Here is a 21,166-nt window from a genome sequence, read left to right on the forward strand (position 1 = left end):
CGAGCCTTCTTCGAGACCGTCCCGGCTCGAAACACCGCTTAAGCCGGGCGCCGGCGCCAGTTCTTCACGAACGACTATCGAAAACAACCCCATGCAAAGGAGCCGGCGGACCCGGCAACTCGACGCGTCGGGCAAAATTTGGTATTATTATACCCCTAAGAAATCGTGCAGAGGCTCGTGAACCGCTGTCAACCTACGGCTGATTGTTCGGCGGCCGCTCGATGAAGCGCCGGCTGCCGTTGAGAAGCTCGAGGTTGTTCGCGATGACGGGGTTGCCCGGATCGAGCGAATAAGCCTTCTCGAACTTCCGCCGCGCGCCGTTCAGATTGCCGCGCAGCATGAGGGAATAGCCCTGATCGTTGAGGATCTGGACGGTCTCGCCGCCAAGCCGGATCGCCTGCGCATAGGCCTGATCGGCAAGGTCGAAGCGGCGCAACTTGTCATAGCTCGCCGCGAGCCCGACCCAGGCCGTCACGTCCTTCGGCGCCTTCTCGACCGCTTCCTTGAAATAGCGCTGCGAGATTCCGTAATTGCCGCGGTTGTAGTGCTCGAGCCCCATCCGCACCGGTTCGTCGGAGGGATAGTATTTGACGTCGGTCGGCTCCTGCACGGGGTCGGGACCGGCTGGAGCGCCGGGCGCGACGACAGCGGCGTCACGCACAGTATATTCTTGCACAGTATCGCACGCCGCGAGGGCTGTGGCCACTGAGGCGCAAGCTAGCCAAACAAAAAGGCGCCGCATAACCGTTATCCCTGCCCCATAATTATACGCTCCAATATTGTTCCCACACTAGCAGAACGGGGTTGGAGACGTACTAGCGGTAGAAAAATAGCTATCTCAAACTCGTTACCGTTGGGTCGCGGCGCCTACGCCGGCCAAGCCGGCTCCAGTTCCAAAGTAGATGCTACTACCATTATTTGCATCCACTGCTGCTCCGATTGCACCCGCCGCTCCCATTGGGGGGTGCCCCAACCCTGGAGCATCGCCTCCGAACGCCGGCAACGGATCGCGCGGTTGGTTACCGAGACGATAACGCTTAATAGAGCCGTCGGTCTTCGCGGCCTGAGAGACGATCCGGCGATCGCCGACGTAGCTCGGCCAGGGATGGATCGTATGGGTCACGGCATTGACCTGCTTCGCGTCCCCGGCACTTAAGGTGATGGTATCCGAACGCTGGAAATAGCGATCCATTTCGTCATTGCCGGCCAAGCCGTTACAAGCCCCGAGCGTGAAAACTGCGAGTAACGCCGTGCATGTCATATCGGTCGTCCTTCAGTTGAGCGTCTTGACTACGGGCTGGTCGGTTGCAGCCGCAGGTGGCGCAGATAGCCGGACATCGGGGGCGATGATGTGCCCGTAGGGACCTTTGATGTCACCGCCGGAATTGACGTAGTCATTGTAGCGCTTCTTCACTTCCATCTGGCCGTTGAGGAAGAAGTCGACATCGTTTGCAGGCAGACGGGAGTCCAGCGGCGACGCCAATTGCTGTCCGGGTACCGCCGGCGCGACCAAACGCGGCGTCACGATGACCACCAGATCCGTCTCTTTCTGCTGATAAGACGCGCTTCGGAACAACGCACCAAGGACCGGCACCGAGCCGATCCAGGGCAATTGCTGGACATCCTGTGCGTTGCGGGTCTGGAGCAAGCCGGCAATTGCAAAGCTCTGACCGTCGCGCAATTCAACCGTGGTCCGAGCGTTGCGGCTGCTTAATGCTGGAATTGTGGTCCCCTGAATTGTCACCGCATTGGTGAAATCGAGCTCGCTGACCGACGGCTCAACCCGAAGGTTGATTACGCCGCGCGAGAGAACGGTGGGGACGAAGCCCAACTCGACGCCGAACTTCTTGAATTCGATGGTGACGGTGGGAAAGCCGTTCGTACTGGTGGAAGCTACCGGCACCGGAAATTCGCCACCCGCCAGGAAGCGCGCCGAATCGCCCGACAACGCCATCAGGTTGGGCTCAGCCAGGCTGCGCACCAACCCTTTTGTCTCCAGCGCCTGCAGCAACAGATCGACCGAAGTGCCACTACTCGTTCTCAACACATTCGTTAAGAGGTTACCGAACGGGACCGCGCCACCGATCAGCCCTGACGCGGTGGATAGAACAGGAACGCCTTGAGGGGTCTGTGAGGCTACCGGTCTGCCAGCGGTGCCCGTATTTCCAACCTGCGTGAGGTTGCTATTGCCGGCATAGAGGTTCATGCCCAGTTCGCGGCCGGCGGACCTCGCGACCTCGAGGAAGCGCACTTCCAGCATGACTTGCTGCGGCGCAGCCACGTTCATGGCGTTGACGACGACGCCGCCCTTCGGGACGGTGCCGGTGGCAATGGCCATGGCTTTCTCGGCGGCGACCGCATCGGCGGCCATTCCGCTCAGCACCACCTGCCCTTCGGAGGCGGACACGCGAATGCCGCGGGTGCCGGTGCTGGACTGGATGCTCTGCTGCAGAGTGCCGATGTCGATCGTGACCTCGACATCGAGGATGCCGATTTGCTTCATCGAGCTGTCGAACAGGATGACGTTGGTGGTGCCGGTCCTCTTGCCTTGGACGTAGATCAGGTGATCGCTCAGCGACTTCACGTCGACGATATCGGGCGAGCCCGCGATGATCGACGAGAACGCGGTATCGACCCTGAAGGTGCGCGACTTGTTGATCGTGACCTTGACGCGCTGGACGTCGCTCATCTCGCTGACGAACACGCCGCTGGACGACGGCGCCCGCCGCTCCGCGGCGGCAGCAGGGTCGGTGAAATGAAACAGGGCTATCGCAGTACCAAACGCCAGCGCGCTCAGGGCGACCAGCCCAAGTCCCGCATCAACCGAAACGCGACTTCCCATCATGCCAATCCCCTTCGCCGCGTCTCCGCGACGATCCCCGTAAATCTACGACCTCGGCGTCCCGATCACTCCCGTTCGTCCACCACGCCGTAGAGCTTACAGTCTGTCCGACTACAAATAGTTACTCGCGAAAATTCCCATTTCCCCGCGCACCGAGTACTCACCCGGGTCGCAAGGCCGCTAATGGCGGCTGGTAGATCATCCCCCGCTACGCGCCTCGATTGCAAGGAGAGAGGTCCGCCCGGCTGCGGCAACGCGGGAGAAAACTCCCCGTTGTTGCCAGCGCGCACCACTTCCATAGCCCGCCCGGGCTATTCCCGGCCGCCCAACGGGCCGAGCCGCTCCGCCGGCCGCCCAAGCCGGCGCCGCCGATCAGCCTCGCCGAATCGGGTTCTGCTCAGAAGGGAATCGTGGTCGACACGCTCGGCGCGTTGAGGGACGTGCCCCAGATCGGCATGATCATGGCAAAGCCCGATAGGGATGCTGTCACCGTCAGCGCCGAGGCGCCTGCCGTCGTGGTCACCGTCGGCGTGAGACTGGCGCCATACAGGAAGGGAGCAACGGCCTGCTTCTGCGCAAGCGTCAGATAGTCACCGGTGCAGGTGGATGGTGAATTGGACGCCAGCACGGCGGGCGAGTAGCAGCTGATCATGTTCGCCCGGGCGCCGGCATCCGCAAGCAGGCGCAGCGACTGCATCGTGATCGCGTAGCGTCCGAAATCAAACACGGCGAAGATCAGGGTGAACAAGGGCACGGCGATGAGGCAGAACTCGAGAGCGGCGACCCCGCGCTGGTCGAGCCTTTTCATCACTGCACCAGGCGCACGGTTTGAACGTTGGGCCTTGCTGCCCCATCCGACGAACACTTACTGTTGTCCAGGCTCGTATTGCCCTGGAAACTCACCGCGTAGGCTATGACCTGATAGCAACCGGTGCCGGGGGCACTCGACGAGCTGTTGCCTCCGTATGTAACTGGTGCATTCGGGATATAGACCGTGCCATTGAAATAGCTGGTCGAAGTGCCACTGATATTGACGCCTTGCTTCGAATAGGCCTCACCGTCGTAGATTAGAAGGTCTGTCATCAGGGCCTTGACCGATGCTGACAATACGGACGGTCCCGTAGGCGCCTTCATTGCCGTGAGCTGGATCGTGGGATTCCCCGTAAATTTGAGCGATGTACCAGCTCCGAAAAATATCAAGGTAGCCGTTCCCGTGATGTTCGGATTGCCGTTGATAGTAATGTTCCCCGAAAAATAGTACGTGCCGTTTAATACAGTGGTGGGGCTGAACGACGGATTGGTATTGTAACAGCTGCATGTCTCATATGGCTGGGGTGCTGCGTTGTTGACGTTGCTCGCGAAATTTGACGTCTTCAACGTGGACAGTGCCGTGTTGACCGCACTTAAGGGATCAGGGATCGGTTGCTGATAGGTTTGCACGCCCGTGCATTGACTTCCGCCCGTCTGGGAGCAGCCGCCGACGGTGTAGCTCGGCGCATTCACCGAGATGCCCGAATTGCCGATGAAGCCGATCGCGTTCGACGCGCTGCTGTCCGACGAGATACCGCAGTTTGCTGACGATACCGTAGCGCTACCCTGGAAAGTAACGGGGTCCTTCAACGCCAACACGCATGGAGGTTTCGCCAAGCTATCGAGCTTGGCGACCGCCGTCGCGGCGATCGTGACCGTCGACAAGCCAAGCACCTGAGCCAAATATCCCGGCTGCTGCTGGCTGATGGTGGCCTGAACGTATGTCCCCGCCACCCCGTTCCACGACGTCAGCGAGGCGACCTGGACGGTCCGCGTGACGCCGCTGGTCGCCACACATCTGGAGCCGGGATAGGCGGTGTCGCCGGAATTGCAGAACGTATTCTGAGCGGCGGCCTGCTTGCCGCGGTAATCGTATGTCTGGGTGTTGTTGCAGGTCGTGCCCGGCTGCGGGGCGCTGTCGCACGCGAGCCGCAAGGCGCCGGCATAGGCAGCCGCATCAGCCGCACCCTGGGCGCGCTGCTGGGTGACGTACCACGACCCGGCTTCACCGCCGAGCGCCATCATCCCGATCAACGGGATCAACGCAATCACCGTTGCGAACGCGGCCGAGCCGCGACGGCAATGAAGCACGTTACGCATGGAACACCTCATTGAAACCGTTCCGAATAGGTCAGCGTGAACGAACAAGGATTGGTATTGGTGCTGGTGCAAATCGCCGACCTCAACACCATTGGCGTCAGCGTGATCGTCGTTGAATACACGTAGTACTTCGGCTGGGACGGATCAGAATTGGTCGAATCGCAGACCGCATTGCTCTCGCCACAGATCAGCTGGATGCTGGGGATCGGATAACGGGAATCGGCCTTAGCGAGCGCGGCCGCCGCCCAACTGGACGCGTTCGTAACGTCGCCCGGCGGGGAATACTGGATGGATTGTCCAAACCCGCGCAGCGCCGCAAGCGCCTGGATATACTGAAAGCCGGCCAGCGCGAGGTCGGCAAGCGGCAGCAAAATAACCAGGAACAGGAAAGCGAAAACGAACAGCATCTCGAACGCGACGGCGCCGCGTCGATCCGCGATCAGGGAACGCTTGCCGCTCACACGGCTCTTCCAGCTTCGCATGGCCGCTCACCAGACATAGGGAATCAATCTCCAGCGCGACGCCTCGTAGCTGGAATATTCAGGAAGCGTGCGCCGAAGCACGTCCTCCTCGTAGTGAATTCGCCAGACCTGGATGCAGATATGCAGAATCAGCAGGCCCACGGTCATCCAGCTCAGATGCTGCAGCACGACACCGAGGAACACGATCTCTTCCGACAGATAGAGCGGATGCTTGATCCACCGGTACGGCCCGGTTTGCACCACCGAACGCGCCTGCGGCACCAGGCTGAACGACCGTCCGAGATGGCGGACGGTCACGAGGATCATGATCATGCCGGTCAGCACGCAAACCGCGGACAACAAATTCAGCAATGCGCCGTCGGTCTTCTCGAAAAACGTGATTGTCCATGGCCAGTAGGTGCCGACGAACGCTGCAATCCTCGGCAGCAGGCCTTCGGCCTGCGCCTTTGCGGGCCCGCGGATCAGGATCAGCAGCGCCAGCATCAGGTAAAACACCGCGACAAGGAAATTCGAGACGAGCGAGGGCCAAGGCTGCCCCGTCTTCGCAAGATTGGTCGTCACGGCAAGTCCCAACAGCAGGAACCATGCGCTGCCCAGGAATCGGGTCGCCCGATCGTAGGCCAGGTTCGTCGAAAGACTCATTGCAGCTGCGCTCATGGCTCAATTACCGAGATTGGAGAATGTACGGATCAAATGAAGGAACGGGCTTCCGCCCAGAATGACGAACATCGCCGGAAGCAGGAACAGCACCATCGGAACGGTCAGCTTGGCGCCCAGTTTGTGCGCCCGCTCCTCGAGCTTGGTGATGCGTTCGCGGCGCAGGTCGACTGCGATGCTGCGCAGCGCCTGACTGAGCGGCGTGCCATATTGCAGGCTCTGGCTGACCATGGTGCCGAAGCGACGGAGGCCCTCCGACGTGGACGCAAGCTTCTCGAACGCGTCGGCACGGTTCGGCAGGATCCGGAGATCATCGAGAAGACCGCGCAGCACGTGGGTGATAGCGGGATTGGTCTCCCGCATCTCCTCCGCCACACGCTCAATCGCGCTCTCCAGGCCCATGCCGGCTTCGCTGCAAACCACAAGAAGATCGATGGTGTCCGGCGTACCGAGCCGGATCGCGGCATCGAAACGTCGCTTCACGACCAGCAAGATCAGGCGCGGAATCATGATTCCAAACGCCAGGCCAAGCAGCGTGAAGATCATCACGTCGCTGAACGGCCGTCCGAGAATCTGCGAAATGGAGAAAGCCGCGATCGGCAACACATATGTGCTGACCGTCTTGAAGCCGATCCAGATCGGCAGGGTTCGATAGTGATTGAACCCTGCCGACTGAAGAACCATCCTCAGCTGGTCGAGATTTTCCTGGGCGTAGTAGCGCCTGTAGCGCATGCCGACCGATGAAAGCCAACCGATCAGATCCTTCGAATTCGATCGATCGGAGATGCCCAGCACGGCATTCGAGACACGCGTGTCCAAGGTGCGCAGATGTATCTCGCGAATGAGCAGCAGGAAGGTCGCGGCCGCGAGCGCGACGGCAAGCGTGGCAAAACCGAGAACAGCCGTCATAGGGTGGTTTCCCTTCTGACCATCCAACGGATCACGAAATGCCCGATCAGGACCGAGCACGCCGCATAAGCGAGCAGCACGTTTCCTTGCGGATCGAACAACAGCAGGTCGACCGACTGCGGATTGATCAGGTAAAGCAGCCCGCCGATAACGACCGGCGCACAGGTGAGCGCACGCGATGAAAAGATGACCTCTCCGGCCAAGGCCTTCGCACGCGCCGCCAGCGCAACCCGCTGACTCACGGTCTCGCCCAACGTCTGCAGCGTTTCCGCCAGGCTGCCGCCGGTCTTCAATTGCACCGCGAGGGTTACCGCAAACATCGCATACTCCGACACCTGCGTTCGCTGATAGATCTCCTCGACGGCCTCCTCGGGCGACCTGCCCAGGTTCAATTCATGACAGACGATGGCAAATTGCCCGGATGTCGGTTGCGGCATCTCGCGGGCGATGGTGCGAAAAGCTTCGTGGACGGGCAATCCGGACCGGACAGTACTCGTCACCAGCTGGACCGCATCGGGAAGCTGCTGGAAGAGCTGGTTTGCAAAGCGATGTTGCTGCCATCCGAACAGACCGCGCACGACCAGGATGGCGACGCCGACAGCCGCAATGGCTCCATAGGAGCCAGGGAACCGCAGGAATCCATTGACGTAGAGAATTCCCGCCGCTGCCATTGCCCCTGCAAGCAGCACATAGACCGGCCGCACGACGTACACCATATCGGGGCGATAGTTGGCGAAGCGCTGGAGCGCGCGCCAACGCGACGTCTTGGCCGCACGACGGATGGAGACCAAGGCTGCGGCTTCAGCCGTCGGCAGCGCGATCTCGAGCTGGCGATCCATTCGTCTCTGTCGTGCGTCGAGCCAGAGGGTGTTTGCCCCGGCACACAACAGAAGCACCAGAACGATGATCAAGGGCGTCGACATCAGATGTGCCTCATCGCTTCTGCCCAGGCCCGATCGAGCCCGTAATAGACGAGGCGGCTCTTGAACTTCGGAACCGCATTGGTGGAGCGGTAGGTGCCGGATATCCGCCCTTGGACATCCTCGTCCTTGTACTCGAACAACGCGATGTCGTTGGTGGTGATCACCTCGCCCTCGAGGCCGATCACCTCGCTGATCTGCACGATGCGGCGCTGGCCATCCCGCATGCGCTCGACCTGCACAATCAGATCCAGGGCGGCGACGATCTGGGAGCGGATTGCGCGCGACGGCAGATTGACCTGCCCCATCTGCACCATGTTCTCCACGCGCGTCAGCGCGTCGCGGGTACTGTTGGCGTGCACCGTGGAGATCGATCCGTCATGGCCGGTGTTCATCGCCTGCAGCATGTCGAACGCCTCGGCGCCGCGCACCTCACCGACGACGATGCGGTCCGGACGCATACGAAGTGCATTCCACAGAAGGTCGCGCTGCGTCACCTGGCCGGTGCCCTCGAGGCTGGCCGGACGGGTCTCCAGGCTGATCACGTGCGGCTGCTGAAGCTGCAGCTCCGCCGCGTCCTCAATCGTGACGATGCGCTCGCTATGGTCGATGAACTGACTCAAGGCGTTCAGCAGCGTCGTCTTGCCGGAACCGGTGCCTCCGGAGACCAGGACGTTGAGCCGGCAGCGGGAGGCGATCTCCAGCAGCTGCCCAAGCGCGGCGGTCATCGAGCCGTTTTCGATCATCCCGGCGATGTTCAGACGCCGGTTCGGAAATTTTCGGATCGAGATGCAGGGGCTATGAATCGCCAGCGGCGGCAGGATGATGTTGACACGGCTGCCGTCCGGCAGACGGCAGTCGACCATCGGGCTGGATTCATCCACCCGCCGGCCGACCTGCGAGGCGATCTTCTGTGCGACCGAGGCGATATGGTCGTTGTCGCGAAAACGGACCGCAACCCGCTCCAGCTTGCCGGCCCGCTCGACATAGACGTTGCTCGGCCCGTTGATCATGATGTCGTTGATCGTCTCGTCGAGCAGAAGCGGACGCAGCGGCCCGTAGCCGGTCATGTCGTCGGCGATCTCCTCCGCCAGGAAGAGCTGCTCGCGGCCCGACAGCTCCAGCCGCTCCTGGTTGGCGATGCCGTGGATGATTTCCTCGATCTGCCGCCGCAGGACGTCGCGGGGAACGGTCGCGGCCACCGACGGCTCGATCTGCTCGATGACGCGTTCGCGCAGGGATGCCGACATCACCGGATGGTGCGTCGCAGGTTCTTCATGCTTCGGCGCCGATGCAAACAGGCTGGACGCCGGTGACGCCACGCTCGGTTCCGCCGACGGCAAGGGTGGCGGCGCCGGCCGCGCGCTTGGTGTCGCTGCCGGGGCGTCCGGCACCGCTGCGGGCATCCGCACTGGCATTTCGTCTGCGCGCCTGCCGAACTTTTTCATAGCCCGAGCCACCTCTTCCACCCGGCGCTTTTCTTGGCACCGACGCCGGTGATTTCCCGTACGATCGGGGCAAGGTGGCGCCGCAGACCGGATACGTGCTTCAGAGCCGGAACGCCGAGGTTGACCGCCTGGGTCATGCCTTTGCCGAGATCCGGGATCACCATGTCCGGCTCGGCGCCCAGCGCCTTGACGATCGTTGCTCTCGGCAGACCGCCGGCGCGGTCGGCACGATTGAGCAGGGTAAACACGCGATCCTTGCCCGCGATGTTGGTGACGGCGTTGCGCAGCGCGTGGGCATTGCGCAGGCCGGTGACTTCGGCCTCCAACAGCACCAGCACATGACGGGACATCTGAATGACCGGATAGATCGATGCCGGGAACGGCACCGGCACATCGACAACGACGTAGTTGAACCGCTGACGGAGCAGGCCCAGCACGTGCCGCACGCCGGCTTCGGTGATGTCGAGCTTCGCATCGAGCTCCTCGTCGCCGGAAATCAGGCAGACCCGATCGTTCACCTCGATCGCCGCACGCTCGAGAAACAGCGTGTCGGCCCGCATCGGGTTTTCAAGGGCGATGCGGAGGCCGGGTCCAGGACGAACACCAAGCATCACCGCGGTCTCGCCGCCCTGCAGATGCAGGTCGAGCAACGCCACCTTGGCCTTGGTGGTTTCGGCCAGTTGCAGCGCGAGGTTGATCGCGACGCTGGTCGCTCCGGCGCCGCCCTGCGCGCCACAGATCGACACCACGTGCCCGCCGCGGTCATTCTGGGCCGGCGCGGCGTCGCCGATCAGCTTGGGACGCAGCTGGTCGAGCACCATATCCCTGGTGATCGGCGTCGGCAGGTATTCAGCAAGGCCGATCTCCATCAGCTCGCGGTAGAAGACGATCTCCCTGTTGTCTCCAATCAGGGCCACCTTCACATCGGGCGGACAGACACTGGCGAGGCGTTCCAGTTCAGTGAAAGGATCATCGATCCCGCTGATGTCGGTCACCAGCGCGTACAGATCGGTGTCGGTCTCGAGCATGCGTGTCGCATGACGGATCGTGCCGCGCCGGATCACCAGATTGCTGCCGTCGAGACCCTTGCGGAGGGCTGCCGCGCTCAGTTCGTCATTGACGAAGCAGACGATGCGGTTGCGCGCGACAAGAGACGTCGTCTCTTCGGGTTGTTCCACCACTGCCATGTTCGCACTCATCAACGTTTCTCCGATCCCTTGCCGACGTCACTCGCTGCCGCTGTGGTCTGACGATCGAGTTCGGACGGCACGTCGCAGCCCGCGCGGGCGTCGTCGTCAAGATCCTGTCTCCTGACCGAGTATTGCTTGACCTCGCTGCCGGTATAGATCGCGACCGTCGTGCTCTGGCCGGCAATCGCACTCTGGCGCGCCAGCTCCGGCGATACGTCGCAGCTGGACGTTACGCTTGTGTCGGCCTTGCCCCACTGCTCGGCCGCAGCGCGGATGACGAGCGACAGCGTTCCGAGCTGCTTTGCGACGGCCACCTTCTTGACCTGATCCGGCTTGAGCTCCAGTGACACGGTCTGCGCCGTCTTGCCCGGGACGGCATTGGTGATCGGACGGCCGCCTTGCGCAATTTCCTGGTCGATCGCGATCACGCGCACATTGGACAGAACGGTTTCGCTGACGGCTCGCTTCACCGGCGCGGCCTTCTCGAACACCTGGGTCAGCACCACGTCGACATTGTCGCCCGGCCTGATCAGACCGGACACACCGGTCTCCTCGTCGACCTTGATGCTGATGGCGCGGCTGTCCGGCGCCAGGACGCTGGCAAGGAAGCCGCGATCCTTCGGACGCAGGATGTCGTCCAGTGTAATCGCGCTGCCGGCTTCGACGAACTTGCGAACCAGCGAACCGGGCAACCCGGCCTTGGAGTCAGGCGTTTCAAGGATCGCCCCCGCAGGGACACGGTTCGGTGCTGTCTGGCGCACCGCGAAATCTTCGTCTCGCGCGAGCGTTCCCTTCGAGAGCGGGCGTGTCGCGACAAAGTAGCCGACCGTCGCGGCCGCAGGCACAGGCGCAGGCTTCTCTTCGACTGCCTGCGCAACGACCGGATCTGCGGGTCGGTTCATGCTGTAGGCGATCATTCCAAGCGCCGTAGCCGCAAGCAGCAGCACCATGATGATCGAGACACGGAGAGCGGACGACATGTCAAATTCCTTTGCTCAAAATGGCCCAGATACCGCCGCATGCGATGGCGACCCCGTAGGGAAGCGGTGCATGTCGCAAATGACGCCAGCGCTCGACCGCGTAGACCCGGCGCATCAGCGATGATCCGGCGGGCGCCAGTCTCGGTTGGGGCAGACGGCGCATCATCAGATGCACCGCGGCCAGAATGCCGCCGGCCAGCGCAGTTGCCGTCAACAGTTGAATCACGCCGGTCAGCGGCAGACCGATCGCCAGGGCAACCAGCAACTTGACGTCGCCACCGCCGATCGCTCCCCGCAGGTAAATCACGAAGAGCGCCAGGAACAGGATTGCGGCAACGATCAGCGACTGGCCGATCTGCATCGGACTGGCCAATTGGCCGACGATCCCAAGGAACGCCAGCGCCAGACAAATTTCGTTTCGGATCAACCGTGTCGCGATATCGATCGTTGCGACATACAACAACAATGCGATTTCCAGACACAAGGTCGTGGACGCAATCCAATTCATGAAATAATCGCCTTAGAAAAATGGCGGGGGGCAAAAAATAATGCCCCCCTCCGGAGCGCCGTCCCTCTGGACTTAGGCGCTAACCGCGTTGGCAACCGCGGTGCCGATCGAAGTGAGCGAGGTGGTCAGAACACTGCCAATGCCACTCGCGGTACCCGTACCGAACGCTGCGGAAACGGCGGCGACGATACAGGCGGCGACGATCACGTACTCGAACGACACAACGCCGTCCTTGTCCGTGCGCAAACGCCTCAATATTTCTGTGACCTTGATATATGACTGCAACATAGGAGAAAGCCTCCTTAAGGCTCGCGCACATCGCAATCCGGTTGACCGCTGTTGACAGAAAGAATCTGCCAACAGCATTCAACATCCGGAGTTAAGCGGAGACTGCGGTGGCGACCTTGCTGGCGATCGTGGTGATGGAGGCGTTCAGAACCGAGCCGATGCCGCTGGCGGTACCCGTACCGAACGCAGCAGAGACGGCGGCCACGATGCAAGCGGCGACGATCACGTACTCGAACGACACAACGCCGTCCTTGTCCGAGCGCAGACGCTTGAAGGCTTCGGTGGTCTGGATGTACAGCTTCAACATAGGAAAATATCCCTTTTACGATGAAATTTACGCAATACGTTGGCGGGGGGCAAAATCCGGGTGCCAACTAGCATTTTCTTATAATGCGTCGCGAGAAAACTGTCGATTGGTAATCGTTTATTAACCCTACCGGCGTAGCGGCGCGCACCTACTCCTCGGCGAGGCGCTCCGACAACGATGCGCGAAACCCCTTAAATTGTAGGACTTTCGACATTTCACGACATTTCAGTTCGGCTGCTCCGTGCGAATACGGTGCCGGCGCTGCCCAGATCGGCGCGGGCGCTTGCCCAGCTCTCCGGGCCGGCTCGGCACGGCATTTTGCAGTTGCCGCCGCTGGGTGACCGCCAGCGGCGACTAGCCCGCGTCGGCTGGCGCGGCCGATGCCTGCTGCGCCCTTCATCGAGGAGCTGCGAATGAAGCTGCTGGATCTGCATGTTTCGCTCGAGTAGGGACATTGTCCTTGCCCGGACTTGCCCTGCCAACGCCTTTCGCTGGGCGTTCTCCCGGTCGAGCAATTCGGGAAACGGCAGCAGCGGCCGCGCGGGCTCCGTTCGCCTTGATCTCGCCGGACGCCCTCGCTCGGCCGGCGCGATCTGATCCGGGACCGCGCCGCGGCATTCCGCGCGCGCCGTTCAGGCTGACCGCTGCCGGACTCGCGGTCCGGCTCCGCCTTCTCCTCAGCGGCCTGATGCGCGGGCAGGTCACGCAAGATAGAGGTCAAATAACCAGCGCACAGCGGATGTTCTCCCCCCAGATCACGCTGCCCGTTTTGGCAATCACCGAACGTGTCATGAGTTGCAGGGTGACGCAGAGTGCAATCGTTGATCAGCTCAGGGGCCATGGTTGCCCAGCCCCGCTGCTACACCGACCGGGAGCATTGAGAGGTCGTTCGTTGCGGTCACTTCTGCCGGAACGCGTGATTGAGCGACATCACGAGCGGCCCCACGATGTAGTCAAATGCGGTTCGTTGAATCGTCTGGATCATCACCGTTGCCGGCATTCCCGGATCAAGACGAATGTTGGGCATGGTCGCCAGTTCGTCCTGGTCGATCCGAACGCAGGCTGTGTAATAGGGATTGTTGGTCTTGGGATCCGTCAAGCGGTCCGCCGAGACCTGAATGACGTCGCCATGAATGATCGGGACGATCCGCTGCTTGGAGGCGGTTAGGTGAACTTCCGCGCGCGTGTTCGGATGCACGTCGCTGATATCCTCGATCACCACCTGCGCTTCGATCGTCAACGAATCCTCGTCGGGCACGATGTCGAGGATTTTGTCACTGCGCTGGATCACGCCTCCCACCGAAAACACGCTGAGGCCAACCACGCGCCCTCGGCAACGATTGGGCTTCGTACCAGCGAGGGTGGTCCCGGACTGCGGCGTAACGCCTGGTCCCGTCGCGCCGGTCCACCGCGACGGGTCGATCGAGATCGAGTTTGCTGCCGGGGTTCGCGGGCTGTAGCGTGGTCGGCGCTTCGCGCAGACATCATCGGCCTTACATGTCCGTGGGGCCCGTTGCATGGACATTGGGAGATTTTAGCAAACAAACTTGAATTCACTCCAGTTTCTGAGTGCAACTGAAGATTCGTTGCATCCTTATTCCGGGAAAAATACGCATTCCCTTAATGGTTTTGTATAACAGGTGAAGCATTGATTTGTGCTTTCCGGTCCTCGTGAATGATCAATGTGGATTGTCGTGGCCGTTTCTTCGATGTTTTTTTATATCCGCAGCCTGCGCTCGGATGATTGCGGCGCCGTCAATGTGATCATGGGTGTCCTGCTCGTTCCTCTGATCGGAGCCCTGGGTATCGGCTTTGAGGTTTCGAACTGGTCCATGAGGACGCGCGGCATGCAAAACGCGGCCGATGCGGCCGCGCTCGCGGCTGCGACCAACAACAGCTCAAACTACGATGTCGAAGCCAAGGCGGTTGCGGCGCGATACGGTAACCAGAGCCTTAAGCAAGCGCGGGGTGGGTCTAAGTTCCAGGAAAAAGCGCGACGGGCACGACCTGTATGCCAGCTAGCTAAGAGCGAGCTCGCCGGACATTGCTCTCCCGCTTTTTGGTTGCGTGGCGAAACGGACCGAGCGCTCTCCGCCGCGTTCGGCCGTTATGGCAATCGATGGTTCGCGTTCCGAGGTAGAGCAGCATTAACCAGGGATTGGCCGAAGGCGTAAGCAGAACCCGCGCTTCAGTTAGCTGTCTCACCGAATCTGGCTGGCCAGCTTGCGCCAGTGATAGCCACGTTTTTCGACGTCCTCGCGGATTTTTCGCTCACCGATCGCACGGTGCGCTTCCTTTTGCGCCAAATTCCGCCCAAGTTCGATGGGAAGTCCGCGTCGGATAACCAGCAGATCGTTCTTCCCACTCAAGTATACATCATACATGAGAGCGCCCTGTTGCGGGGAGCAACATAGACCTATGCAGGGCATCGTTGGTGGCACGGGTGCCACAGCAATTTCAAAACTATTATGTCGGCGCCAGTTAGCTTCGAGGGATGCGTCCAAGGCTCACTTCTGCCGGAACGCGTGATTGAATGACATCACCAGCGGCCCGACGATGTAGTCAAAAGCGGTTCGCTGAATCGTCGGGATCATCACCGTTGCCGGCATTCCCGGATAAAGGCGAATGTTGGGCATGGTCGCCAGCTCGTCCTGATCGATCCGAACGAAGGCCGTGTAATAGGGATTGTTGGTCTTCGGATCAGTCAAGCGGTCCGCCGAGACCTGAATGACGTCGCCATGGATGATCGGAACGATGCGCTGTTTGTAAGCGGTTAGGTGAACTTCCGCGCGCGTGTTCGGATGCACGTCGCTGATATCCTCGACCGCCACCTGCGCTTCGATTGTGAGCGAATCCTCGTCGGGCACGATGTCCAGGATCTTGTCGCCGCGCTGAATCACACCGCCCACCGAAAACACGCTGAGGCCAACCACGCGTCCGGTATAGGGCGCACGAATTTCCATCCGGCCGAGCACGGCTTTGGCGTTCGTCGCCTTCGGGATAACCTCCAGGAGCTTGGCTTGCGTATCGCGCAAATCCTTCGTGACGTCTGTCATCCGATCGTTGTCGAACTGGGCGATCTGCTGCTCCTGCTCGGCGATCGCCTGGCGAGCCTTGGCGATGTTGGCGTTCGCATCGGCGATCTGGCCTTCGAGGCCGTACGCGGTCCGCTCCAGCTGCAGGATGCGGGGACGGGCGATCAACCCGCGTTCGACGAGCGGTGCGATGTCTTTGGCCTCCTTGCGCACCGAGTCGATCTGGTTGGTGAACGATTTCACCTGCGCTTCCGAGCCAACGATCTGGGACCCCAGCTGGTTGATCTTCTCGCGGACCACGCTTCTTTGTCCTTTGAGCGACGCCCTGCGGCTGTCAAACTGACTGACCTGCCCGTTCCAGACGCTTTTGAAATAGGGATCGTCAGAGCGCGCCTTCAGATCCGGCGGCATGACAAGCTGGGAGCCATGGTCAAGCTCGGTCAGCAGCCGGACCTCCGTTGCGCGCAGCACGGCATATTGCTGCGTCAGCACCTCATGTTCGGCGCGAGCTTGGGTCTCGTCCAGGACGATCAGCAGGTCGCCTGCGAGCACCCTGTCGCCTTCCCTGACGTGCAATTCCTTGACGATGCCGCCATCGAGGTGCTGAAGGCTCTTGCGGTTGCCATCGACCTTCACGACGGCATTGGCAACTACCGCACCGTTGAGCGGCGCACTCACGGCCCAAGTACCGATCCCGCCGAAAAAGACCGCGATGATCAGCCACCCCGCTATTGCAACCTTGCGAATGGAGTCGTTTGGCGATCCATCCTTGTTGGCGCGTTTTGTTCCGCGTGGGGCAGCAGCGGGACGCATCGACAGGTCTGTGACATCAAGCAATGTCATGATTTCTCCTAACCGGTCGCTCCCCGAACTGCAGGAACCGGCACAGGTCGCGTGAGGCGCGCCAAGATTTCGCTCCGCGGTCCGAACATCTCAGCCACGCCTTCGCGCAACACCAATATCTTGTCGACCACGCCGATTGTGGCCGGCCGATGCGAAATGATCACCACCGTGGTTCCGCGCTTCTTCAGCTGCGTGATGCAGTCGGCGAGCGCCGCATCGCCCTCGGCATCAAGGTTCGAGCTGGGCTCATCGAGCACGACCAGGCTTGGATTGCCGTAAACCGCGCGTGCGAGGCCGATGCGCTGGCGGTAGCCTCCGGACAGGATCGCGCCGCCCTCCCCGACCTGGGTATCGTAGCCATCGACGAGCCGCAGGATCATCTCGTGCACGTCGGCCATTCGCGCCGCCAGAATGATGTCCTTGTCGTCTCCGTCCTTGAACCGACAAATATTGGCTGCCACCGTATCGGCAAACAGCTCGATATCCTGGGGCAGATAACCAAGATGCTCGCCGAGCGACGACCTGATCCAGCTCGAAACGTCGGACCCGTCGAGGCGGACGGCCCCTGCGGATGGCGCCTGAACGCCGACAATATGACGCGCGAGCGTGGATTTGCCGGCGCCCGAAGGACCGATTATCCCCAGGACTTCACCCGGCTCGATCTGGAAGGTGACCCCGCGCAGAATAGGCTTCGATGTTCCAGGCGCAGCAAAAGACAGCGCTTCGACGGAAAGATGGCCCTCCGGCCGCGGCAACGTCAGTCCTGTTTCGCGCGGCGGGTTGGCCGCCAACAGCTCCCGCACCCGCAGGAATGCGCCGCGGGCCGAGACGAGACTACGCCAGGATCCAACGATTTGTTCGATCGGCTGCAACGCGCGGCCAAGCAGGATGCTGGCGGCAAACATGGCACCGGCGGTGGTCATGCGCTCGATCACCAGATAGGCACCAAGACCGAGGATCAGGGATTGCATCGAAAGCCGCAGGAAACGAATCATACTCTGCATGGTCGCCGCGCGATCGCTGGCGGCAACTTGGCGCTCGAGCATGCGGTCGCGGTCCCGGCTCCAGCGCTTCAGGAGGCCACCGGTCATCCCCATGGCGCGCACCACTTCGGTGTTGCGCAGGCTCATCTCGGTGAAGCCGTAATTTCGGTTCGCCGCCTCGCCGGATTCGGCGAGCGGAGGCTTGACGATCCATTCATTGAGAAATGCCATCAGCACCAGAATGACCGAAGATCCCAGTGCAAAGGCACCCAGGAACGGGTGCAGGCAAAAGATGACCGCGATGTAGATCGGCGACCACGGCAGATCGAAGATAGCGTGAATTCCGGACCCGGTGATGAACTGGCGGAACGTATCAAAATCGCGTAGCAGCTGGCTGCGCGCACCGCCGATCCTGGTCGAATGGTCAATGATGGCAGGCATCACGCGCGGCGCGATCTTCCGATCGAGGCGAATGCTGGTGCGGGTCAGAACACGAGCGCGCACGGCGTCGAGACCTGCGAGCGCCATGAACGCTAGTAATAGCGCAAGCGTCAGCATCAGCAGCGTGATCTCGCTCCCGCTCGAGATCACGCGGTCATAGACCTGCAGCATGTAGAGCGGGCCGGCCAAGTACAGCAGGTTAATGGCAAGGCTGAATATAGCCGCAGTTACAAAATAGCCTTGGCAGGCTTGCAGCGCCTCCCGGATTTCGTCCGGCCTTTTGCGAAGGGTACTCACTCGGAATCTGGCTGAAGCCATCCCTAAGAATGATGACTGACAGCCAATAGGCGACAGTCAAAAGGATCAAGTAAATCAATCATTCAATCTGTCCCACTTAGCATAGGCGGCAGCTGTACCAAAGCCGCTGCCGGCGCAAAAACGGCAGGAAGGTAAATCTACGGGGTTCAGCTCCTCTCGCGGTCCATTCCTTCCCTGGAGTTCACGCGCCTCAGGCTACGTGGTGCGGATCGTAAGTAATCATCGTGCCGTTCGTTGCGTCGGCCTTCTCGGCAAAGCCATTCGGATCGTATTGGCCGAGCAGGACGATATTGGCCGTATGCGCGCCGTCCGACACCGTCAGAGTGCCACCAGTTCCCGCCTGGTTCTCCGTGAAGCTCAACGTGGTGCCTGCGCCGAAACTGATGCCCTTGATGTCGATGTCGTCATTGCCATCGAGGCCGGTCACCATGCCGGAGAAGTGGAACGCATCATCCAGAATCAGGTGGCCAGCGGCGGTCGCGTCGAAGGTGACGCCTGCTGCCGAAGCTGCCCCGAACTCGATGGTGCCAGCCCCGCTGATCAAGGCGTTGCCGTTGCCGGTAACGTCGCCTTCTGCTGTGACCGTGCCGCCGTTGGCCCAGATCAGACCGCTGTTGGCCACCGCACTGGCGAGCACCAGCCCACCCGTGCCGGTTGCCTCCAGCGTGCCAGCGTTGGCGATCACGTTGGCTCCGGTGTCGATCACAAGGGCATGGGTGCCGGTGGCATCGATAGTGCCCTCGTTGCTCAGCGTCAGGCTGCCCTGCCCGATCTGGCCGGCACCCGAGATGACGTTGTCAACGTTGTCGAGTGTGACGTTCGAGGCCGTACCGGCGATGATGTTGTGATCGTCGTCGGACAGGAGCACGTGACCGCCGCCGTTGAGCGTAATGCCAGTCTGGATGATCTGGAGAAGCGTGTCGTCGCCGGAGGCCTGCAGGTCGATCTCGCCGGTGTTGTGGATGACGCCCGACAGCGGCAGCATCGCGCCGTCGCCGATTGTCATCTGGCCGGGATTTTCGACCGTCGGCGTCACGTCGAATTCGAAGTTCGCGGCGGTGAGATCCGATGCATGAACGCCATCGAGCGTGATCGTTTGGCCATCAGCCAACGTGATCACAGCATTGCCATGCGCGTCGTCCGCGGTGTGGGCTTGAACGTCCGCGAAACTTTGCCAGCCATAGCTGATCAGGTCGATGACGTCGGAGGACACCTCGAAACTGTGCACGACGTCGTTGCCAATCGGCTGCGAAAACACAAAGGTATCGTGGCCGCTTGAACCGGTCAGATGGTCATCGCCCGACCAGGCGAAAATTGGAGATCCCGGGGCGTACGCTTCGACATTGTCGCGAACCAGAATTGTGTCAAAGCTACCATCGGGATTGGCCCAGGTGGCGGAAATGGTGATAACCGCGGCTCCGACAAATTCAAGGGGCGTCGTAACGGTGAGCGCGCCTAAGTCGACGCCCGTTACGGCAAATGAACCGTCGCTAAGCTTGGTGCCGTTTGGTACGGTCCACCCCGTTGGCAGGCTTGTGATCGTCACTGAGACAGCGGCGTCGTTTGCTTCGGGTTGTTCCAGACCGAGATTAATCGGCTGCCCCGAAATACCCGCAGGAGCTTTTTTCGAGATAGTCAAAGATCCGCCACCTGTCCCGGGATTTCCCGAAAGGTCGGTCCAATACGGATCCGTGGCAGCCGTAGTGCCACTGTTGAAAACGCTGATTGTTGTACTATTGGAACTGCCCTTGGTGAACGTCGCTGTCCAAGTGAGCCCGCCATCCGTGGACTGAAGGTTGCTCAAACTGGTGCCGTTTGAGCTATCGGCTAGCGATATATCTCCAAGCGTAAGATTAGTCACTTTTTCGCTGAATGTAAACGTGATCGTTTCGCTGTTGCCCGCAGGCAACGAGGTGCCACCCGTAATCGATATCACCGTCGGCGGAGTTGTGTCGGTCGCATTGATAGTGATGTTCGCAGTATCAATGGCTGTCGAAAATGCCGTCGTACCGCCATTGGATGACGTGTCCACCTTAACTCCGTTCGAGCCGCTGGTCTGATCCCAAGCACGGAAGGTGATGGCATTCGTATCTGTTCCGGCAAAGCCCGCGCTTGGCTGGAAGTAGAGCCGCGTGTTGGCGTCCGCCGAGAGGAGTAGGGCCGTGGTGTTCGACACTGCTCCTACAGCCGTCCATGTTGCGCCGTTATTTGTGGAAAAGAACCAGGTGCCGTGGCTCGTATCGGTACCCGTCAGTGCGATTCCGGTCACGGCCCCTGAATCGACGTCAGTAACATTGTCCAAGCCACCACTGGGTGGATTAAGATCCACCAAGCTAGAGACCAACGTACCGACAGCTCCTGCCGGCGCACCGCTGCCTTGGTTCTCGGCCGTGAGCACTGGCGTTTTGGACGGATCGAGAACTGGGGCGTCATTGGTGCCGGTCACCGTGATCTTCAGCGTCGTGCTGTTGGACACTAGCCCGCCCGGGTCCTTGGCCGTGTAGGTGAAGGTGTCCACCGCCGTGACACCCGTGGCGAGACTGTTAGCGGTGTCGGCCACATAGCTGTACGAGCCGTTCGCATTCAGCGTCAGATGACCGTAGGTGCCCGCGATCGAGGTCGCCACCCCAACACCCTGCGTCACCGACCCCGTTCCGGCAACCACGCCTGAGACCACCAGCGTGCTGGTTGCATTGTCGACGTCGGTATCAGCCACCGATCCGCCCGTGGTGCCCTGAATCACGCCATTCGCGGCAGGCATGGTGAGGGTCGCGTCCTCATTGACTGTCCCAGTGTCGGCGTTGGCAACCGGCGCGTCGTTGGTGCCGGTGATCGTGATCGTCTCGGTCTGCGCCACCGTCGCACCCTGCGCGTCCTTCACATTG

General features: G+C 61.1%; 21 protein-coding genes. 1 reads left to right on the forward strand and 20 read right to left on the reverse strand.

Annotated features, from left to right (window positions below; genetic code table 11):
* Positions 1 to 193: 193 nt before the first annotated feature.
* From Q2M23_RS16270 to Q2M23_RS16345, 16 genes are all read right to left on the reverse strand, one after another.
* The gene (locus Q2M23_RS16270) at positions 194 to 661 is read right to left on the reverse strand and encodes a tetratricopeptide repeat protein (RefSeq protein WP_316396114.1); all 468 of its coding nucleotides are present in this window, start codon (positions 659 to 661) and stop codon (positions 194 to 196) included.
* Between the two features lie 186 nt (positions 662 to 847).
* Complete coding sequence (locus Q2M23_RS16275; protein WP_081334705.1) at positions 848 to 1,261, reverse strand: hypothetical protein; 414 nt, start codon at positions 1,259 to 1,261, stop codon at positions 848 to 850.
* Positions 1,262 to 1,273: 12 nt separating this feature from the next.
* Entirely contained in the window at positions 1,274 to 2,845 is a 1,572-nt protein-coding gene (locus Q2M23_RS16280) for a type II and III secretion system protein family protein (RefSeq protein WP_316396117.1), read from the reverse strand.
* A gap of 394 nt (positions 2,846 to 3,239) precedes the next feature.
* Entirely contained in the window at positions 3,240 to 3,650 is a 411-nt protein-coding gene (locus tag Q2M23_RS16285) for a TadE/TadG family type IV pilus assembly protein (RefSeq protein ID WP_225648937.1), read from the reverse strand.
* Positions 3,650 to 4,972: a pilus assembly protein TadG-related protein gene (locus Q2M23_RS16290; protein ID WP_316396118.1), complete on the reverse strand. Its 1,323-nt coding sequence runs from the start codon at positions 4,970 to 4,972 to the stop codon at positions 3,650 to 3,652. The genes Q2M23_RS16285 and Q2M23_RS16290 overlap by 1 nt, the downstream gene beginning before the upstream one ends.
* Positions 4,973 to 4,980: 8 nt before the next feature.
* Complete coding sequence (locus Q2M23_RS16295; RefSeq protein ID WP_316396120.1) at positions 4,981 to 5,454, reverse strand: hypothetical protein; 474 nt, start codon at positions 5,452 to 5,454, stop codon at positions 4,981 to 4,983.
* A 6-nt stretch (positions 5,455 to 5,460) separates the two neighbouring features.
* Entirely contained in the window at positions 5,461 to 6,096 is a 636-nt protein-coding gene (locus tag Q2M23_RS16300; RefSeq protein WP_316396121.1) for a methyltransferase family protein, read from the reverse strand.
* Between the two features lie 18 nt (positions 6,097 to 6,114).
* Positions 6,115 to 7,020 (reverse strand): type II secretion system F family protein, encoded by a 906-nt coding sequence (locus Q2M23_RS16305; protein WP_092090357.1) that lies wholly within the window; start codon positions 7,018 to 7,020, stop codon positions 6,115 to 6,117.
* Positions 7,017 to 7,943 (reverse strand): type II secretion system F family protein, encoded by a 927-nt coding sequence (locus tag Q2M23_RS16310; RefSeq protein ID WP_316396122.1) that lies wholly within the window; start codon positions 7,941 to 7,943, stop codon positions 7,017 to 7,019. Before Q2M23_RS16310 ends, Q2M23_RS16305 begins: the two co-directional genes overlap by 4 nt.
* Positions 7,943 to 9,388 (reverse strand): CpaF family protein, encoded by a 1,446-nt coding sequence (locus tag Q2M23_RS16315; RefSeq protein ID WP_316396123.1) that lies wholly within the window; start codon positions 9,386 to 9,388, stop codon positions 7,943 to 7,945. Before Q2M23_RS16315 ends, Q2M23_RS16310 begins: the two co-directional genes overlap by 1 nt.
* Entirely contained in the window at positions 9,385 to 10,416 is a 1,032-nt protein-coding gene (locus tag Q2M23_RS16320; RefSeq protein WP_316396124.1) for a CpaE family protein, read from the reverse strand. The genes Q2M23_RS16315 and Q2M23_RS16320 overlap by 4 nt, the downstream gene beginning before the upstream one ends.
* Before the next feature lie 170 nt (positions 10,417 to 10,586).
* Complete coding sequence (gene cpaB, locus Q2M23_RS16325; protein ID WP_316396125.1) at positions 10,587 to 11,558, reverse strand: Flp pilus assembly protein CpaB; 972 nt, start codon at positions 11,556 to 11,558, stop codon at positions 10,587 to 10,589.
* A gap of 1 nt (position 11,559) precedes the next feature.
* Positions 11,560 to 12,066, reverse strand: a complete 507-nt coding sequence (locus Q2M23_RS16330; protein ID WP_316396126.1) for an A24 family peptidase — start codon at positions 12,064 to 12,066, stop codon at positions 11,560 to 11,562.
* A 72-nt stretch (positions 12,067 to 12,138) separates the two neighbouring features.
* Positions 12,139 to 12,354: a Flp family type IVb pilin gene (locus Q2M23_RS16335; RefSeq protein ID WP_057017077.1), complete on the reverse strand. Its 216-nt coding sequence runs from the start codon at positions 12,352 to 12,354 to the stop codon at positions 12,139 to 12,141.
* Between the two features lie 91 nt (positions 12,355 to 12,445).
* A complete protein-coding gene (locus tag Q2M23_RS16340; RefSeq protein WP_028334082.1) occupies positions 12,446 to 12,661 on the reverse strand; it encodes a Flp family type IVb pilin in 216 nt (71 codons plus the stop codon).
* An 898-nt stretch (positions 12,662 to 13,559) separates the two neighbouring features.
* On the reverse strand, positions 13,560 to 14,186 hold the full coding sequence (locus tag Q2M23_RS16345; RefSeq protein ID WP_233475536.1) for an HlyD family efflux transporter periplasmic adaptor subunit: 627 nt from the start codon (positions 14,184 to 14,186) through the stop codon (positions 13,560 to 13,562).
* 157 nt (positions 14,187 to 14,343) lie between these two features.
* On the opposite strand from Q2M23_RS16345, the gene Q2M23_RS16350 reads away from it, so the two are divergent.
* The gene (locus Q2M23_RS16350; protein WP_316396128.1) at positions 14,344 to 14,835 is read left to right on the forward strand and encodes a pilus assembly protein TadG-related protein; all 492 of its coding nucleotides are present in this window, start codon (positions 14,344 to 14,346) and stop codon (positions 14,833 to 14,835) included.
* Positions 14,836 to 14,862: 27 nt separating this feature from the next.
* Here the strand turns inward: Q2M23_RS16350 and Q2M23_RS16355 are convergent, their stop codons facing one another.
* The 4 genes from Q2M23_RS16355 to Q2M23_RS16370 all read right to left on the reverse strand — a co-directional run.
* The gene (locus Q2M23_RS16355; RefSeq protein WP_316396129.1) at positions 14,863 to 15,030 is read right to left on the reverse strand and encodes a hypothetical protein; all 168 of its coding nucleotides are present in this window, start codon (positions 15,028 to 15,030) and stop codon (positions 14,863 to 14,865) included.
* Between the two features lie 138 nt (positions 15,031 to 15,168).
* Positions 15,169 to 16,539 (reverse strand): HlyD family type I secretion periplasmic adaptor subunit, encoded by a 1,371-nt coding sequence (locus Q2M23_RS16360; protein ID WP_253587255.1) that lies wholly within the window; start codon positions 16,537 to 16,539, stop codon positions 15,169 to 15,171.
* 8 nt (positions 16,540 to 16,547) lie between these two features.
* Complete coding sequence (locus Q2M23_RS16365) at positions 16,548 to 18,260, reverse strand: type I secretion system permease/ATPase (protein ID WP_316396130.1); 1,713 nt, start codon at positions 18,258 to 18,260, stop codon at positions 16,548 to 16,550.
* A 211-nt stretch (positions 18,261 to 18,471) separates the two neighbouring features.
* The coding region (locus tag Q2M23_RS16370; RefSeq protein WP_316396131.1) for a beta strand repeat-containing protein at positions 18,472 to 21,166 on the reverse strand (2,695 nt) is incomplete at its 5' end.

Origin of the sequence: Bradyrhizobium sp. 33ap4, assembly GCF_032654765.1 — a bacterium.
GTDB classification, from domain to species: Bacteria; Pseudomonadota; Alphaproteobacteria; order Rhizobiales; family Xanthobacteraceae; genus Bradyrhizobium; species Bradyrhizobium australafricanum.

Excerpts from the sequence above, each read along its gene's own strand:
- Q2M23_RS16345 (WP_233475536.1), bottom strand. The coding sequence starts at position 14,186 with ATGTCCATGCAACGGGCCCCACGGACATGTAAGGCCGATGATGTCTGC.
- Q2M23_RS16290 (WP_316396118.1), bottom strand. The coding sequence starts at position 4,972 with ATGCGTAACGTGCTTCATTGCCGTCGCGGCTCGGCCGCGTTCGCAACG.
- Q2M23_RS16310 (WP_316396122.1), bottom strand. The coding sequence starts at position 7,943 with ATGTCGACGCCCTTGATCATCGTTCTGGTGCTTCTGTTGTGTGCCGGG.
- Q2M23_RS16330 (WP_316396126.1), bottom strand. The coding sequence starts at position 12,066 with ATGAATTGGATTGCGTCCACGACCTTGTGTCTGGAAATCGCATTGTTG.
- Q2M23_RS16335 (WP_057017077.1), bottom strand. The coding sequence starts at position 12,354 with ATGTTGCAGTCATATATCAAGGTCACAGAAATATTGAGGCGTTTGCGC.
- Q2M23_RS16295 (WP_316396120.1), bottom strand. The coding sequence starts at position 5,454 with ATGCGAAGCTGGAAGAGCCGTGTGAGCGGCAAGCGTTCCCTGATCGCG.
- Q2M23_RS16275 (WP_081334705.1), bottom strand. The coding sequence starts at position 1,261 with ATGACATGCACGGCGTTACTCGCAGTTTTCACGCTCGGGGCTTGTAAC.
- Q2M23_RS16340 (WP_028334082.1), bottom strand. The coding sequence starts at position 12,661 with ATGTTGAAGCTGTACATCCAGACCACCGAAGCCTTCAAGCGTCTGCGC.
- Q2M23_RS16315 (WP_316396123.1), bottom strand. The coding sequence starts at position 9,388 with ATGAAAAAGTTCGGCAGGCGCGCAGACGAAATGCCAGTGCGGATGCCC.
- Q2M23_RS16360 (WP_253587255.1), bottom strand. The coding sequence starts at position 16,539 with ATGACATTGCTTGATGTCACAGACCTGTCGATGCGTCCCGCTGCTGCC.
- Q2M23_RS16320 (WP_316396124.1), bottom strand. The coding sequence starts at position 10,416 with ATGCTCGAGACCGACACCGATCTGTACGCGCTGGTGACCGACATCAGC.
- Q2M23_RS16280 (WP_316396117.1), bottom strand. The coding sequence starts at position 2,845 with ATGATGGGAAGTCGCGTTTCGGTTGATGCGGGACTTGGGCTGGTCGCC.
- Q2M23_RS16285 (WP_225648937.1), bottom strand. The coding sequence starts at position 3,650 with ATGAAAAGGCTCGACCAGCGCGGGGTCGCCGCTCTCGAGTTCTGCCTC.
- Q2M23_RS16350 (WP_316396128.1), top strand. The coding sequence starts at position 14,344 with ATGTGGATTGTCGTGGCCGTTTCTTCGATGTTTTTTTATATCCGCAGC.
- Q2M23_RS16305 (WP_092090357.1), bottom strand. The coding sequence starts at position 7,020 with ATGACGGCTGTTCTCGGTTTTGCCACGCTTGCCGTCGCGCTCGCGGCC.
- Q2M23_RS16300 (WP_316396121.1), bottom strand. The coding sequence starts at position 6,096 with ATGAGTCTTTCGACGAACCTGGCCTACGATCGGGCGACCCGATTCCTG.
- cpaB (WP_316396125.1), bottom strand. The coding sequence starts at position 11,558 with ATGTCGTCCGCTCTCCGTGTCTCGATCATCATGGTGCTGCTGCTTGCG.